This window comes from Mycobacterium sp. WUMAC-067, assembly GCF_020217485.1.
Lineage (GTDB): Bacteria > Actinomycetota > Actinomycetes > Mycobacteriales > Mycobacteriaceae > Mycobacterium.
Window position 1 is genome coordinate 40,574 of the sequence record NZ_JAEKMI010000012.1, and the last position, 13,544, is coordinate 54,117.

15 protein-coding genes are annotated in these 13,544 nt (G+C 69.5%); 10 read left to right on the forward strand and 5 right to left on the reverse strand.

The window, feature by feature from the left end:
• Positions 1–12: 12 nt before the first annotated feature.
• Complete coding sequence (locus JF781_RS10775; protein WP_225327636.1) at positions 13–342, reverse strand: PE-PGRS family protein; 330 nt, start codon at positions 340–342, stop codon at positions 13–15.
• A gap of 99 nt (positions 343–441) precedes the next feature.
• Between JF781_RS10775 and JF781_RS10780 the strand changes: the two genes are divergently transcribed.
• The 3 genes from JF781_RS10780 to JF781_RS10790 are packed head-to-tail and all read left to right on the forward strand — an operon-like array spanning position 442 to position 3,520.
• Positions 442–1,224: an SDR family oxidoreductase gene (locus JF781_RS10780; protein ID WP_225327637.1), complete on the forward strand. Its 783-nt coding sequence runs from the start codon at positions 442–444 to the stop codon at positions 1,222–1,224.
• On the forward strand, positions 1,221–2,411 hold the full coding sequence (locus JF781_RS10785; RefSeq protein ID WP_225327638.1) for an acyl-CoA dehydrogenase family protein: 1,191 nt from the start codon (positions 1,221–1,223) through the stop codon (positions 2,409–2,411). The genes JF781_RS10780 and JF781_RS10785 overlap by 4 nt, the downstream gene beginning before the upstream one ends.
• Positions 2,412–2,422: 11 nt before the next feature.
• Positions 2,423–3,520 (forward strand): acyl-CoA dehydrogenase family protein, encoded by a 1,098-nt coding sequence (locus JF781_RS10790; RefSeq protein ID WP_225327704.1) that lies wholly within the window; start codon positions 2,423–2,425, stop codon positions 3,518–3,520.
• Positions 3,521–3,539: 19 nt separating this feature from the next.
• On the opposite strand, the gene JF781_RS10795 is transcribed toward JF781_RS10790, so the two are convergent.
• Positions 3,540–4,289, reverse strand: a complete 750-nt coding sequence (locus tag JF781_RS10795; RefSeq protein WP_225327639.1) for an alpha/beta fold hydrolase — start codon at positions 4,287–4,289, stop codon at positions 3,540–3,542.
• 154 nt (positions 4,290–4,443) lie between these two features.
• Here JF781_RS10795 and JF781_RS10800 point away from each other — a divergent pair, with 154 nt between their 5' ends.
• From JF781_RS10800 to JF781_RS10830, 7 genes are all read left to right on the forward strand, one after another.
• Complete coding sequence (locus tag JF781_RS10800) at positions 4,444–5,244, forward strand: thymidylate synthase (protein ID WP_225327640.1); 801 nt, start codon at positions 4,444–4,446, stop codon at positions 5,242–5,244.
• Entirely contained in the window at positions 5,241–5,741 is a 501-nt protein-coding gene (locus tag JF781_RS10805) for a dihydrofolate reductase (RefSeq protein WP_225327641.1), read from the forward strand. The genes JF781_RS10800 and JF781_RS10805 overlap by 4 nt, the downstream gene beginning before the upstream one ends.
• A gap of 102 nt (positions 5,742–5,843) precedes the next feature.
• Positions 5,844–6,578: a cell division protein DivIVA gene (locus tag JF781_RS10810; RefSeq protein WP_225327642.1), complete on the forward strand. Its 735-nt coding sequence runs from the start codon at positions 5,844–5,846 to the stop codon at positions 6,576–6,578.
• 46 nt (positions 6,579–6,624) lie between these two features.
• Positions 6,625–7,836 carry a winged helix-turn-helix domain-containing protein gene (locus JF781_RS10815; RefSeq protein ID WP_225327643.1) on the forward strand — a complete coding sequence of 404 codons (1,212 nt, stop codon included), beginning with the start codon at positions 6,625–6,627 and terminating at the stop codon, positions 7,834–7,836.
• Between the two features lie 49 nt (positions 7,837–7,885).
• Complete coding sequence (gene thyX, locus JF781_RS10820; protein ID WP_225327644.1) at positions 7,886–8,638, forward strand: FAD-dependent thymidylate synthase; 753 nt, start codon at positions 7,886–7,888, stop codon at positions 8,636–8,638.
• A 172-nt stretch (positions 8,639–8,810) separates the two neighbouring features.
• Entirely contained in the window at positions 8,811–9,713 is a 903-nt protein-coding gene (gene dapA / locus JF781_RS10825) for a 4-hydroxy-tetrahydrodipicolinate synthase (RefSeq protein ID WP_225327645.1), read from the forward strand.
• A 19-nt stretch (positions 9,714–9,732) separates the two neighbouring features.
• Positions 9,733–11,409 (forward strand): ribonuclease J, encoded by a 1,677-nt coding sequence (locus JF781_RS10830; RefSeq protein ID WP_225327646.1) that lies wholly within the window; start codon positions 9,733–9,735, stop codon positions 11,407–11,409.
• A gap of 4 nt (positions 11,410–11,413) precedes the next feature.
• On the opposite strand, the gene JF781_RS10835 is transcribed toward JF781_RS10830, so the two are convergent.
• Genes JF781_RS10835 through JF781_RS10845 form a run of 3 tightly spaced genes read right to left on the reverse strand, consistent with a single transcriptional unit; the run spans position 11,414 to position 13,436 of the window.
• Positions 11,414–12,286, reverse strand: coding sequence for an SAM-dependent methyltransferase (locus JF781_RS10835; RefSeq protein ID WP_225327647.1), 873 nt, complete (start codon positions 12,284–12,286; stop codon positions 11,414–11,416).
• 5 nt (positions 12,287–12,291) lie between these two features.
• Positions 12,292–13,122, reverse strand: a complete 831-nt coding sequence (locus tag JF781_RS10840) for a mycofactocin-coupled SDR family oxidoreductase (protein ID WP_225327648.1) — start codon at positions 13,120–13,122, stop codon at positions 12,292–12,294.
• Positions 13,122–13,436: a putative quinol monooxygenase gene (locus tag JF781_RS10845; RefSeq protein WP_008258613.1), complete on the reverse strand. Its 315-nt coding sequence runs from the start codon at positions 13,434–13,436 to the stop codon at positions 13,122–13,124. The genes JF781_RS10840 and JF781_RS10845 overlap by 1 nt, the downstream gene beginning before the upstream one ends.
• Between the last annotated feature and the right edge of the window lie 108 nt (positions 13,437–13,544).

A 13,544-nucleotide genomic window follows, 5' to 3' on the forward strand; every position in this document is an offset into this window, starting at 1 on the left:
CGGATCGAGCGATTATCCGTGGCCGGACCCGCAGCCGACGCCGGGCAGGCAGCCGGTGCCGCCGGGCACGCCGCCCGGGCCGGCGAACTGGCCACCGGAGCCGCAGCCCACACCCGGAACGCAGCCCTGGCCGCCAGGCCCGCCGCCGGGACCCTCGAACTGGCCTCCCGAGCCGCAGTTTCCGTTGGCGTCGCAGCCGCCGCCGCCCGGGTCCTGCTTGAAGGTGACGTGGGTCGGAGCGGGGGAATTGGCAGCTGGTCCGGCGACGGAAACGTCAGCGACGGCCGCGGGTGCGGCGGCGATAGCCGCAGCCACAGCCCCGGCAACAACCAGCGGTTTCATGAGTGTCAATTTCGATAGCATGCGCCTGGCATACCACCTCCACACGTGTCCAAAACATCGCGAATAAAATTCGGTGGCAAACAACGGAAGGCCCACGACATGACCTCACAAGATCTGACCGGCCGTACCGCAATCGTCACCGGCGCGTCACGCGGAATCGGCCTGTCGATCGCTCAGCAGCTGGCGGCCGCGGGCGCCAACGTGGTGCTGACCGCCCGCAAGCAGGAGGCCGCCGACGAGGCCGCCGCGCAGGTCGGTGCCCAGGCCGTCGGCGTCGGGGCGCATGCGGTCGACGAGGAGGCGGCCCGGCGCTGCGTGGACATGACGCTCGAGCGCTTCGGCAGCGTCGACATCCTGGTCAACAACGCCGGAACCAACCCCGCCTACGGTCCGCTGATCGACCAGGACCACGCCCGTTTCACCAAGATCTTCGACGTCAACCTGTGGGCCCCGCTGCTGTGGACCTCGCTCGTCGTCAAGTCGTGGATGGGCGAGCATGGCGGGGCGATCGTCAACACCGCCTCCATCGGCGGCATGCACCAGTCGCCGGCGATGGGCATGTACAACGCCACCAAGGCCGCGCTGATCCACGTCACCAAGCAATTGGCGCTGGAACTTTCGCCGCGCGTGCGGGTCAACGCGATCTGCCCCGGCGTGGTGCGCACCAGGCTGGCCGAGGCGCTGTGGAAGGACCACGAGGATCCGCTGGCGTCGTCGATCGCACTCGGGCGCATCGGCGAACCGATCGACGTGGCCGCGGCGGTCGCCTTTCTGGTTTCCGACGCGGCGAGCTGGATCACGGGCGAAACCATGGTCATCGACGGTGGTCTGCTGCTGGGCGCCGCACAGGGATTCCGGTCCGCACCCGGCGGCGGGCAATGAGCGCCATCGACGCGGCCGAGCTGGACGCGCGGGTGCAGGCACTGCTGGACGAGCACGATCCGACGGCCGGCGACCCGCGGGAATTCCTTGGCGCGCAATACGATGTGGGCCTGGCCTGGGTGCACCTGCCGCAGGGTTTCGGCGGGCTGGATCTGCCGCGCACCGCCCAGGAGCGCGTCGATGCCCGGCTGGCCGCGGCCGGCGCGCCGGTGGGCGGCACCCCGAAGAACTACATCGGGATGGGCATGGCCGCGCCGACCATCGCGGCGTTCGGCACCGACGAGCAGAAGCGAAAGTTCCTGCGCCCGTTGTTCACCGGCGAGCAGATCTACTGCCAGCTGTTCAGCGAGCCGGGAGCCGGATCGGACCTCGCCGGGGTGTCCACCCGGGCGGTCCGCGACGGTGATCAGTGGATTGTCAACGGGCAGAAGGTGTGGACGTCGCAGGCGCAGCACGCGCAGATGGCCATCCTGGTTGCCCGCACCGATCCGGCCGTGCCCAAACACGCCGGCCTGACCTACTTTCTGTGCGACATGACGCAGCCGGGTGTCGAGATCCGGCCGTTGCGCCAGATCACCGGAGAGGCCGAATTCAACGAGGTCTTCCTCACCGAAGTCCGGGTGCCCGACGCGAACCGGCTGGGCCCGGAGGGCGGCGGTTGGCGGGTCGCGACCACCACGCTGAACAACGAACGCGTCGCCATCGGTTCCCGCGCCGGGCTGTCGCGCGAGGGCGGTCACATCGGCAAGGTCGCCGACGCCTGGCGCGACGAGCCGGCGCTGCGTAACCCCGCCATGCACGACCAGCTGATGCGGTTGTGGGTGGAGGCGGAGGTCTTTCGGCTCGCCGGTGAACGGCTGCGGCAGCAGGCCGCCACCGGTCAGCCGGGCCCGGAGGGGGCCGGCATGAAGGTGGCGTTCGCCACGCTGGCGCAAGCGATTTCGGGCTTCGAGATCGAGCTGCACGGCGAATCCGGCCTGCATTACGACGACTGGACCATGCGCAGGCCCGAGACGGTCGACCTGGTCGGCCGCGGGCCCGGCTACCGCTACCTGCGGGCGCGCGGCAATTCGATCGAGGGCGGCACCTCAGAAATCCTGCGCAACACCATCTCCGAGCGGATTCTCGGGCTGCCGGGCGAACATCGGGTCGACAAGGACGTCGCGTGGAAGGACCTGCCCCGATGAGCCCCCAGCGCGTGCCGACCGGGGACCTGCTCTACTCGGACACCGAAGACGCGCTGCGGGCCGGCGTCCGTCAGCTGTTCGCCGAGCGTTGCCCGCCCGAGTCGGTGGCCGGCGTGTATGACAGCCAACCCCAAGACTTCTCGGGCGTGTGGCGGACGCTGGCCACCGAGCTGGGCGTGGCCGGCCTGCTGGTTCCCGAATCGCTCGGCGGCGCCGGCGCCGGCGCCCGCGAGGCCGCGGTGGTCATGGAGGAGATCGGCCGCGCGGTCGCCCCGGTGCCGTTCTTGTCCAGCGCGGTCCTCGCCACGGTCGCGCTCATGCGGGCCGGGGACACCCAGACCGTCTCGGCGCTCGCCCAGGGCGAGCTGACGGCGGCGCTGGTGGTGCCGCTGACCGCAACGCCCGGCGACGCGGTCACCGGGGTGAGCGGCGGGCCCGACGGCCTCAGCGGATCGGTCACGCCCGTGGCCGGCGCCGGCGAGGCCGACGTGCTGGTGGTGCCCGTCGCCGGGCCGGACGGGCTCGAGCTGCACACCGTCGACCCCGCCGCGGCGGGCGTGCGGGTGTCGCCGCTGCTCGCGCTGGATATGACCAGACCCCTTGCCGCCGTGTCGTTTTCGAATACACCGTCGTCCCGGGTCGGGGCGGGCGACGGGCCGGTCGCCGACGCCGTCCTCACCGGGGCGGCCCTGCTGGCGTCCGAGCAACTCGGAGTCGCCCAATGGTGTCTCGACACCACGCTGGACTACGCCCGGCAACGCCGGCAGTTCGGTCGCACCATCGGCTCCTACCAGGCGATCAAGCACCGGCTGGCGGACCTGTGGTTCGACGTCGGGGCGGCGGCGGCCGCGGCCCGCTATGCGGCCGACACCTGCGCCCGCGGCGACGACGACGCGGCCGCGGCGGCCGCCATCGCGCAGGCCTACTGCGGCGATGTCGCCGTGCACGCCGCCGAGGAATGCATCCAGCTGCACGGCGGCATCGGGATGACCTGGGAGTATCCCGCGCACCTCTACCTCAAGCGGGCCAAGAGCGACCAGCTGGCGTTCGGCACCGGCTACCGACACCGTGCCCGGCTCGCCGAGTTGGTGAACCTGCCGCCGAGCTAGACGGCGCGCCGGGCAACCCTCAGCGCGGGAACGCCGCGGCGAACACCTCCGTCATCGCGGTCCAATGCCGCTCGGCGGCCGCGGGGTCATACGGCGCGTTGTCCGGGACGGCGAACCCGTGGCCCGCCGAATACCACTCGATGGTGTGCTCGACGGCGGCCGCCGTCAGCGCCTTGTCGAGCTGTTCGGCGTGATCGGCGGTGAACGACGCGTCGTTCTGGGCGCCGCCCACGTACACCGTCGCGCTCATCCGGTCGGCCAGCAGGTGCGGGCTGTCGTCGGAATCGGTTACCAGGCCGCCGCCGTGGAAGGACGCCGCCGCGGCCACCCGGTCGGGCGCCCGGCCGGCGACCATGAGCGACGTCCGCCCGCCCATGCAATAGCCGCACACGCCGAAGCGCTCGCCGGACACCTCGGGGCGGGCGGACAGGTAGTCGAAGAACGCGGTGGCGTCGGCGGCCATCCGGTCCGGGGTGACGCTGCCGATCATCGAAAACAGGCGTCCCCGTTCCGACTGGTCGCTGAAGACCGTCGCCATGTCGAACGGCGCCCATCCCGGGGTGCGGTAGTAGACGTCCGGGAGCAGCACGGCATAGCCGAATCCGGCCAGCTTGGCGGCCATCTGCTCAAACGTGTCTCGCACGCCGCCGGCGTCGGGATACATGACCACACCGGGCCACGGGACTTGGGATTCCGGCCCGTCGGGGGTGAACAGGTGCACCGTGCAGGTGCCATCGGGGGTGGTGACCACGTCGGTGATATTCGGCATGGCACCCGTTCTACTCCGCTCGCCTAGACGCCCAAACATCGGCGTCGACCCGCCGCGTCCGGCTTCGCCGCGCTTGCGATCGCCGCTGGATAAATCGGCGCCGACCCGCCGCGCCCGGCTTCGCCGCGCTTGCGATCGCCGCTAAGCTGACCGCGTGCCAATCCCGACGCCCTACGAGGACCTGCTCCGCCTGGTGCTCGACGCGGGAACGGCCAAATCCGACCGCACCGGCACCGGAACCCGAAGCCTGTTCGGTCAGCAGCTGCGCTATGACCTGTCGGCGGGCTTCCCGCTGCTCACCACCAAAAAGGTGCACCTCAAATCTGTCGTGTATGAGTTGCTGTGGTTCCTGCGTGGCGATTCCAACGTCGCCTGGCTGCACGAGCACGGTGTCACCATTTGGGACGAATGGGCAAGTGACAAAGGCGATCTCGGACCGATCTACGGCGTGCAATGGCGGTCCTGGCCGACACCGTCGGGCGAGCACGTCGACCAGATCAGCGCGGCCCTGGATTTACTGCGCACCGACCCTAACTCGCGACGCATCATCGTGTCCGCCTGGAACGTCGGCGAAATCCCGCAGATGGCGTTGCCGCCCTGTCACGCCTTCTTCCAGTTCTACGTGGCCGACGGGCGGCTGAGCTGCCAGCTCTACCAGCGCAGCGCCGACCTGTTTCTGGGCGTGCCGTTCAACATCGCCAGCTACGCGCTGCTGACACACATGATGGCCGCGCAGTCCGGCCTGTCGGTCGGCGAATTCGTGTGGACGGGCGGGGACTGCCACATCTACGACAACCACGTCGAGCAGGTCCGGCTGCAACTGAGCCGCGAGCCGCGGCCTTACCCGGAACTCGTTCTGGGCAAACGTGATTCGATCTTCGACTACACCTACGACGACGTCGTCGTGCGCAATTACGATCCGCACCCGGCCATCAAAGCCCCCGTCGCGGTATGACGCGTGCCACCGTGGGCCTGGTGTGGGCCCAGTCGACCTCCGGCGTCATCGGGCGCGATGGCGGCATCCCGTGGAACGTGCCCGAGGACCTCGCCCGGTTCAAAGAGGTGACCATTGGGCACACCGTGGTGATGGGCCGGCGGACATGGGTCTCGTTACCGGCCAAGGTGCGGCCGCTGCCCGGCCGGCGCAACGTCGTGCTGTCCCGCGAGAACGGCTTCGCTGCCCACGGCGCGCTGGTGGTCGGCTCGCTGGACGCGGCCTTCGCCCAGGCCGAGGGCGAGCCCGCGGTGTGGGTAATCGGCGGTGGGCAGGTGTATCTGGCCGCGTTGCCGTACGCCACTCGCTGCGAGGTCACCGAGATCGAGGTCGACCTGCGCCGCGACGACGACGACGCGCTGGCGCCCGCCCTTGACGAAACCTGGGTGGGCGAGGCGGGGGAGTGGCAGGCCAGCCGCTCCGGGCTGCGGTACCGCTTCCACAGCTACCGTCGCTGAGTCTGCGCACCCGCTCGCGCTCGGCCCTGACCTGACATACTCGGACTCGGGGGTCGGTCGCACAGGTTCTACCAGCCACTTGGTGAAAAGGGGGAATTGGCAGTGATAACCGAACCCGTGAAGACGTTCTCGCGAAAGTTCATGGGCTACGACGCGGCCGCGGTCGATGCCCACATCGAGATGCTGGCCACCAAACAGCAGCTGCTGCTTGACGATGTCGAGAGCCTGCGGGCCCGGCTGCAGGAATCCGGCGAGCAAACTGCCGCGCTGCGCAAGGAAGTCGCCGTCCTCACCGACACCTCACCCTCGCCGCACGCCATGCAGAAGCGGATGGCGAAAATGCTGCAGCGCGCGGTCGACGAGGTCGCCGAGATGCAGGCCGAGGCGCGCGCCGAGGCGGACGCGCTGATCGCGGCGGCCGAGGCCGAAGCCGAAGCCGCCGAGCGCAAGCGCGACGAGGTGCTCGCGGACATGGCCGCGCAGCAGAAGGCGCTCGAAACCGAGTACGAACAGACCAAAGAAAAGCTCGAGGCCGAACTGGCGGGCATGCGCGCCGAGACCCAAGCGGCGATCGACGAGGCGCGTCAAAAAGCCGAGCGGGAGTGCGAGCGGCTCCTCGGGGACGCGAAGCAGGGGGCGGACCACTACCGTGACAACGCCCGGCGTGCGGTCGACGAGGCGACCGCGCGGCGAATCGAGATCCTCGAGCAGCTGATGGGCGTCTACCGCGACCTCGACGGGGTTCCGGCCGCGCTCGAGTCGGCCTATCAAGAACAGAAGAACCCGGCGCAGGACGGCGCCCTGACGCCGGTGGACGGCAAGGTCCGCGCGGGCTGAGCTGGCCTGCGCCGACGGGCGCGGGCGGGGCGGTATTCTCGGCGCCGTGTCGACCCGCAGGCTGTCCGCCGCTCAAGCCCGGCGGATTGCCGTTGCGGCCCAAGGATTTAGCGGGCCCCGGCCGGGCGGCGAGATCACCCGGGCGCATCTGAAGCGGCTGATCTCCAGGATCCAAGTGCTGCAACTGGATTCGGTGTCGGTGGCGGTGCGCGCCCACTACGCCCCGGTGTTCAGCCGGCTCGGCCCCTACGACCGCGACGTGCTCGACCGCGCGGCCTGGGGCCCGCGTTCGTCGCGGCTGCTGGCCGAATATTGGGCGCATGAGGCCGCGCTGATGGCCGTCGAGGACTGGCCGCTGCTGCGCTGGCGGATGCGCCAGTACACCCATGGCCGGTGGGGAACCCATATCGTCAAGGCCAATCCGCGGCTGGCCGAGGAGGTGGTGGCCGCCGTCGCCGAACTCGGCCCCAGCACGGCCGGCCAAATCGAAGCGCATCTGGCCGCCGAGCCGCGCGGGCCACGCGGAAGCTGGTGGGGCAGCCGCAGCGACACCAAATGGGTGGCCGAGGCGCTGTTCTCCTCCGGGGTGCTCACCACGGCCACCCGGGTGGGCTTCGCCCGCCATTACGACCTGGTGGAGCGGGTGCTGCCGGCCGCGGTGCTGGCCCGCCAGGTCGACGACGACGAGGCGATCCGCGAACTGACGCTGCGGGCGGCCGCCGCGCTGGGTGTGGGCACCGAGGCCGACATCCGCGACTATTTTCGGCTGTCCGCCGCCCAGGTCAAACCGGCGATCGCGGAGCTGCTGGCCGCCGGTGACATCGAGCGGGTCGACGTCGACGGCTGGTCCGCCCCGGCCTACCTGCGTGCGGGCCGGACGGTGCCCCGCGCCGACCGCGGCACCGCGCTGCTCTGCCCGTTCGACCCGCTGATCTTCTTCCGGCCGCGGGTCGAGCGGCTCTTCGAATTCCATTACCGCATAGAGATTTACACGCCGGCCGCCAAACGACAGTACGGGTACTACGTGTGGCCGCTGCTGATGGACGGGCGGTTGGTGGCGCGGGTCGACCTCAAGGCCGACCGGACCGCCGACTCGCTGCGCGTCGTCGGCGCGTTCGCCGAACCCGAAGCCCCCAAAGCCCGCGTCGCCGCGGCGCTGGCCGGCGAACTCGAGTCCATGGCGTCCTGGCTGGGCCTGGGCGGGCTCAGCGTCTCCGGCCGGGGAGACCTGGCCGCCGACCTGCGGGCGGTCCGCTGATGCCCGGCCTCCGACACCGATGCGCCCGGCACGCCTTAAGGTGAGCGCCGTGGCCGAGATCGCGCCGCTGCGCGTGCAACTGATCGCCAAGACCGAGTTCTTGGCGCCCCCGGACGTGCCGTGGAGCACCGACGCCGATGGTGGCCCCGCGCTGGTGGAATTCGCCGGCCGGGCCTGCTATCAGAGCTGGTCGAAGCCCAACCCCAAGACGGCGACCAACGCCGGCTACATCAAGCACATCATCGACGTCGGACACTTTTCGGTGCTCGAGCACGCGAGCGTGTCGTTCTACATCACCGGCCTGTCGCGCTCGTGCACGCACGAGCTGATCCGGCACCGGCACTTCTCCTACTCGCAGCTGTCGCAGCGCTACGTCCCGGAGACGGAGTCGCACGTCGTCGTGCCGCCCGGCCTGGAAGACGATCCCGAACTGCAGCAGATCCTGGCCGCGGCCGCCGACGCCAGCCGCGCCACCTACACCGAGTTGCTGAGCAGGCTGGAGGCAAAATTCGCCGACCAGCCGAACGCCATCCTGCGGCGCAAGCAGGCGCGCCAGGCCGCCCGCGCCGTGCTCCCCAACGCCACCGAAACCCGCATCGTCGTCACCGGCAACTACCGGGCCTGGCGGCACTTCATCGCCATGCGCGCCAGCGAGCACGCCGACGTGGAAATCCGGCGGCTGGCCATCGAATGCCTGCGTCAACTGGCGAGCGTGGCGCCCGCGGTGTTCGCCGACTTCGAGATCTCCACGCTCGCCGACGGGACCGAGGTCGCGACCAGCCCGTTGGCGACCGAAGCCTGACCCCGGCTGTCACCGCCGTCACTCGGCCGTGGGGCGTTGTAGCTGCTAGGCGGGCACGTGTCTACCATCCGTCCGGCCGTGACTTCCGCGACCGCTGAGCCGACGTCCGTCGCCGCAACGCGCGCTCGTGCGGGTGCGAAATACCTTGCTGGCGCCAGGTAACCTGAACACCGTGAGCACGGTCGGATTCGACGCCCCAGCGCGGTTGGGAACCGTGCTGACCGCGATGGTGACACCGTTTCGCCCCGACGGCTCCCTCGACACCGCCACCGCCGCGCAATTGGCCAACCACCTGATCGACGCCGGCTGCGACGGACTGGTGGTCTCCGGCACCACCGGCGAGTCGCCGACCACCACCGACGACGAGAAGCGAGAACTGCTGCGCGTCGTGCTGGAGGCGGTGGGCGACCGGGCCCGCGTCATCGCCGGCGCGGGCACCTACGACACCGCGCACAGCGTCCTGCTGGCCAAGGCCTGCGCGGCCGAAGGCGCGCACGGGCTGCTGGTGGTCACGCCCTACTACTCGAAGCCACCCCAGAGCGGGCTGATCGCGCATTTCACCACCGTCGCCGATGCGACCGAATTGCCGGTGGTGCTCTACGACATCCCGCCCCGCTCGGTGATCCCGATCCAGCCCGAGACGATCCGCGCGCTCTCGGCGCACCCGAACATCGTCGGCATCAAAGACGCCAAGGCCGACCTGCACAGCGGCGGCCAGATCATCGCCGAGACCGGCCTGGCCTACTACTCCGGCGACGATGCGCTGAACCTGCCGTGGCTGGCCATGGGCGCCACCGGCTTCATCAGCGTGATCTCCCACGTGGCGGCCAATCAACTTCGGGAAATGTTGTCCGCCTTCAATTCTGGTGATATCGCCACCGCTCGCAAGATCAACTCCAACCTCGCCCCGCTGTGCGACGCGATGGGGCGCCTGGGTGGGGTGACGTTGTCCAAGGCGGGTCTGCGCCTGCAGGGCATCGAGGTCGGCGATCCCCGGCTGCCCCAAATGCCCGCCACGCCAGAGCAAATCGACGCATTGGCCGCCGACATGCGTGCGGCCTCGGTGCTCAGGTGACCCAAGGAGCGTCCGAGAAGTGGATGTAGACCTCGCCCCGCCAGGCCCATTGGCCAACGGAGGGTTGCGGGTCACAGCCCTGGGCGGTATCAGCGAAATCGGCCGCAACATGACGGTTTTCGAACACCTGGGCCGGCTGCTGATCATCGACTGCGGGGTGATGTTCCCCACCCACGACGAGCCCGGGGTCGACCTGATCCTCCCGGATTTGCGCCATATCGAAGACCGCCTCGACGACATCGAGGCGCTGGTGCTCACCCACGCCCACGAGGACCACATCGGCGGCATTCCGTTCCTGCTCAAGCTGCGGCCCGACATCCCGGTCGTCGGTTCGAGATTCACGCTCGCGCTGGTCGCCGCGAAGTGCCGCGAGCACCGCCTCAAACCGGTGTTCGTCGAGGTGGCCGAGGGCCAGAAAAGCACCCACGGCGCGTTCGAATGCCAATACTTCGCCGTCAACCACTCCATTCCCGACGCGCTGGCGATCGCCGTGCGCACCGGCGCGGGAACGGTTTTGCACACCGGCGACATCAAACTCGATCAGCTTCCGCTGGACGGCCGGCCGACCGACCTGCCCGGGATGTCGCGCCTCGGTGACGCGGGAGTGGACCTGTTCCTGTGCGATTCAACGAATGCCGAGCACCCCGGCGTCGGGCCGTCGGAAAGCGAAGTGGGCCCGACGCTGCACCGCCTGATCCGCGGCGCCGACGGCCGCGTCATCGTGGCGTGCTTCGCCTCCAACGTCGACCGCGTCCAGCAAATCATCGATGCCGCAGTGGCTTTGGGCCGGCGCGTGTCGTTCGTCGGCCGCTCCATGGTGCGCAACATGGGCATCGCCCGCGAGCTCGGCTTCCTGCGGGTGGCCGATTCCGACGTGATCGACATCGGCGCCGCCGAGATGATGCCCCCCGAGCGGGTGGTGCTGATCACCACCGGCACCCAGGGCGAGCCGATGTCGGCGCTGTCGCGGATGTCGCGCGGCGAGCACCGCAGCATCACGCTGACCGCCGGTGACCTCGTGGTGCTGGCGTCGTCGCTGATCCCGGGCAACGAGGAGGCCGTCTACGGCGTCATCGACGAACTCGCCAAGATCGGGGCCCGTGTCGTCACCAACGCCCAAGCGCGCGTTCACGTTTCGGGCCACGCATACGCCGGTGAACTGTTGTTCCTGTACAACGGGATTCGGCCCCGCCACGTCATGCCCGTGCACGGGACGTGGCGGATGCTGCGCGCCAACTCCAAGTTGGCGGCCCGCACCGGGGTGCCGGAGGAGGCAATCCTGCTCGCCGAGAACGGGGTCAGCGTCGACCTGGTCGCGGGCAAGGCCGCGATAGCCGGGGCGGTGCCGGTCGGCAAGATGTTCGTCGACGGCCTGATCAACGGCGACGTCGGCGACATCACGCTGGGTGAGCGCCTCATCCTGTCGTCGGGGTTCGTCGCGGTGACGGTCGTGGTCCAGCGCGGCACCGGGCGCCCGGTGGCCCCACCGCACCTACATTCGCGCGGATTTTCCGAAGACCCCAAGGCGCTCGAGCCGGCCGTGCGCAGGGTCGAGGCGGAGCTGGAAGCGCTTGCGGCCGAGAACATCACCGACCCGAGCCGCATCGCCCAGGGCGTCCGGCGCACCATCGGCAAGTGGGTGGGCGAAACCTATCGCCGCCAGCCGATGATCGTGCCGACCGTCATCGAGGTCTGACCAGTTAGATCTTCTCCGCGTAGGCCGACCACTCCAGTTGCGACGCCTTGAGTTTGCGCCCGGTGGGCGCGACATAACGCTGCGCGAGTTCGTCGGGCCCGGCCTGCTCCACCAGCCGCCAGCCGTACTCGCCGACGAACGCGGCGACGTCGTCGGGCTGCAAGCCGAAATGCCACAGCTGCCGGCGCTGGCGGACGTTGCGGTACAGCGTGCGGGTGCCATACAGGTTCGTGCCGTCGATGAAATCCTTACGGACGTAGGTGAACACCAATCGGCTGCCGGGCGCCGCCGCGCGCAGCCCCTCCAGCGTGCGGCGGACGGTCGCTTCGGTCAGGTATTGCGTGACGCCCTCGCAGATGAAGAAGACCCGGTAGTCGGTGCGATAGCCGTGCTCGGCGAGCGCGGTGAGCAGGTCGTCGTGCTCGAGGTTCAACGCCACCAACCGCACCGACAGCGGCGGCTCACCGAGCACCCGGCGGACCGTCTTGAACTTGCGGGCGATGTTGACCGGCAGGTCGACCTCGAACACCGGAATGCGGACCCGCCGCGTCAGCAGATAGGCGCGGGTGTCCAGCCCCGCCCCCAGGATGACGACGGCGTCGATGTCGTCGAGCGACTCGGCGAGCTTGTCGGCGATAAAACGCTTGCGGCAGGCCAGATTCGCCCACAGCCCCGGGCCGGTGAACTCCGAGCCGCGGATCATCAGGCGGCGAACCGGCGCGTACCGCGTCGCGCCGACCAGCCACCGCAGCGGGCGGGGCAGGAACAACTCGGCGAAATCGTCGTCCACCAGGCGGCGCCCGGGCGGCTCGTTTTGCTCGACGGCCGCCAACACCATGGGGCCGAACGCCGTCTGGGCTACCGGATTTCGCGCCATGGCCCCTACTTGTTCAAAAAGCCCGCGTCGACCGGCAAGGTGACCCCCGTGATGTAGCGGGCCTGATCGGACACCAGCCAGGCCACCGCGTTGGCGATGTCCTCGGCGTCGAGCACCTCCACCGGCATGGCGTTGCCCATGGCGCCCGGCGTGTCCGTCGCGGCGGCCATCTTCGCCAGCCATTCCCGGGTGAACTCGTTGTTGATCATCGGCGTCTCGACACCGGAGGGATGAATCGAGTTGACCCGAATCATCTGCCCGGCAAGCAGATTCGCGTAGACCCGCATCAACCCGACGACCCCGTGCTTGGCGGCGGCGTAGCCCACCGAACCGGCGTCCGGGCTGCCGACGCCGGCCAGCCCGGCGCTGGAGCTGATCAACACGATCGAGCCGCCGGTGCCCTGCTTGACCATGGTGGGTATCGCGACCTTGATCGTGTGGTACACGCCGGTGAGGTTGACGTCGATGACGTCGTGCCAGCCGTCGTCACCGGATTGCATGGGAGCGATCCCCGCGTTGGCCACCACGATGTCGAGGCGGCCGAACGCGTCGAGACCCGCTTGCAGTGCCGCCGACAGGGATTCGCGGTCGCGGACGTCGCCACGGGAGGCCACGATGCGCGCGCCCGTGTCCTCCACGAGCTTCACGGTGGCCGCCAGGTCCTCCGGCGTGGCCAGCGAGTAGGGGACGCTGGCGATCTGGTCGCACAGATCGACGGCGATGATGTCGGCGCCGTCGGCGGCCAGTCGCACGGCGTGCGCGCGCCCCTGGCCGCGCGCGGCGCCGGTGATGAAGGCGACCTTCCCTTTCAGCGGGCCTTCGGCCGACGGGGCCATCAGGGACGCAACTGTCCCTTGGCCGGATCGCCCGCCGAGATCGTCTGCAACATCTTGATGTCGGGGGCGCCGTCGAGGTGTTCCCCGGCCGCGCTGAACATCTTGCCGATCGCCGGGGCGGTGCTGTGCGCCTTGAGCGCCTCCTCGTCGGCCCATTGCTCGATGAAGACGAAGGTCTCGCCCGAATGATGCAGCGAATACAGCTGACAGCCCGGCTCGTCGTGCACCTCTTCGACCGCGCGGGTGAGGATGTCGCGAACGGTGTCGACCGATTCCGGTTTGACGGTCATGGTGGCGACGACGACAACGGGCATTGATGGCCTCCTGGGCGCTCCGAGTTTGGGTGACGAGCACGACTTCTGTCACCGAAATGTCACCCTACTCACGCCCCCGGGGACCCGATCCGCCACATGCCGCACAAG

Coding starts and splice junctions, on each gene's coding strand:
- JF781_RS10775 (WP_225327636.1), bottom strand. CDS start 342: ATGAAACCGCTGGTTGTTGCCGGGGCTGTGGCTGCGGCTATCGCCGCC.
- JF781_RS10780 (WP_225327637.1), top strand. CDS start 442: ATGACCTCACAAGATCTGACCGGCCGTACCGCAATCGTCACCGGCGCG.
- JF781_RS10785 (WP_225327638.1), top strand. CDS start 1,221: ATGAGCGCCATCGACGCGGCCGAGCTGGACGCGCGGGTGCAGGCACTG.
- JF781_RS10795 (WP_225327639.1), bottom strand. CDS start 4,289: ATGCCGAATATCACCGACGTGGTCACCACCCCCGATGGCACCTGCACG.
- JF781_RS10805 (WP_225327641.1), top strand. CDS start 5,241: ATGACGCGTGCCACCGTGGGCCTGGTGTGGGCCCAGTCGACCTCCGGC.
- JF781_RS10835 (WP_225327647.1), bottom strand. CDS start 12,286: ATGGCGCGAAATCCGGTAGCCCAGACGGCGTTCGGCCCCATGGTGTTG.
- JF781_RS10840 (WP_225327648.1), bottom strand. CDS start 13,122: ATGGCCCCGTCGGCCGAAGGCCCGCTGAAAGGGAAGGTCGCCTTCATC.
- JF781_RS10845 (WP_008258613.1), bottom strand. CDS start 13,436: ATGCCCGTTGTCGTCGTCGCCACCATGACCGTCAAACCGGAATCGGTC.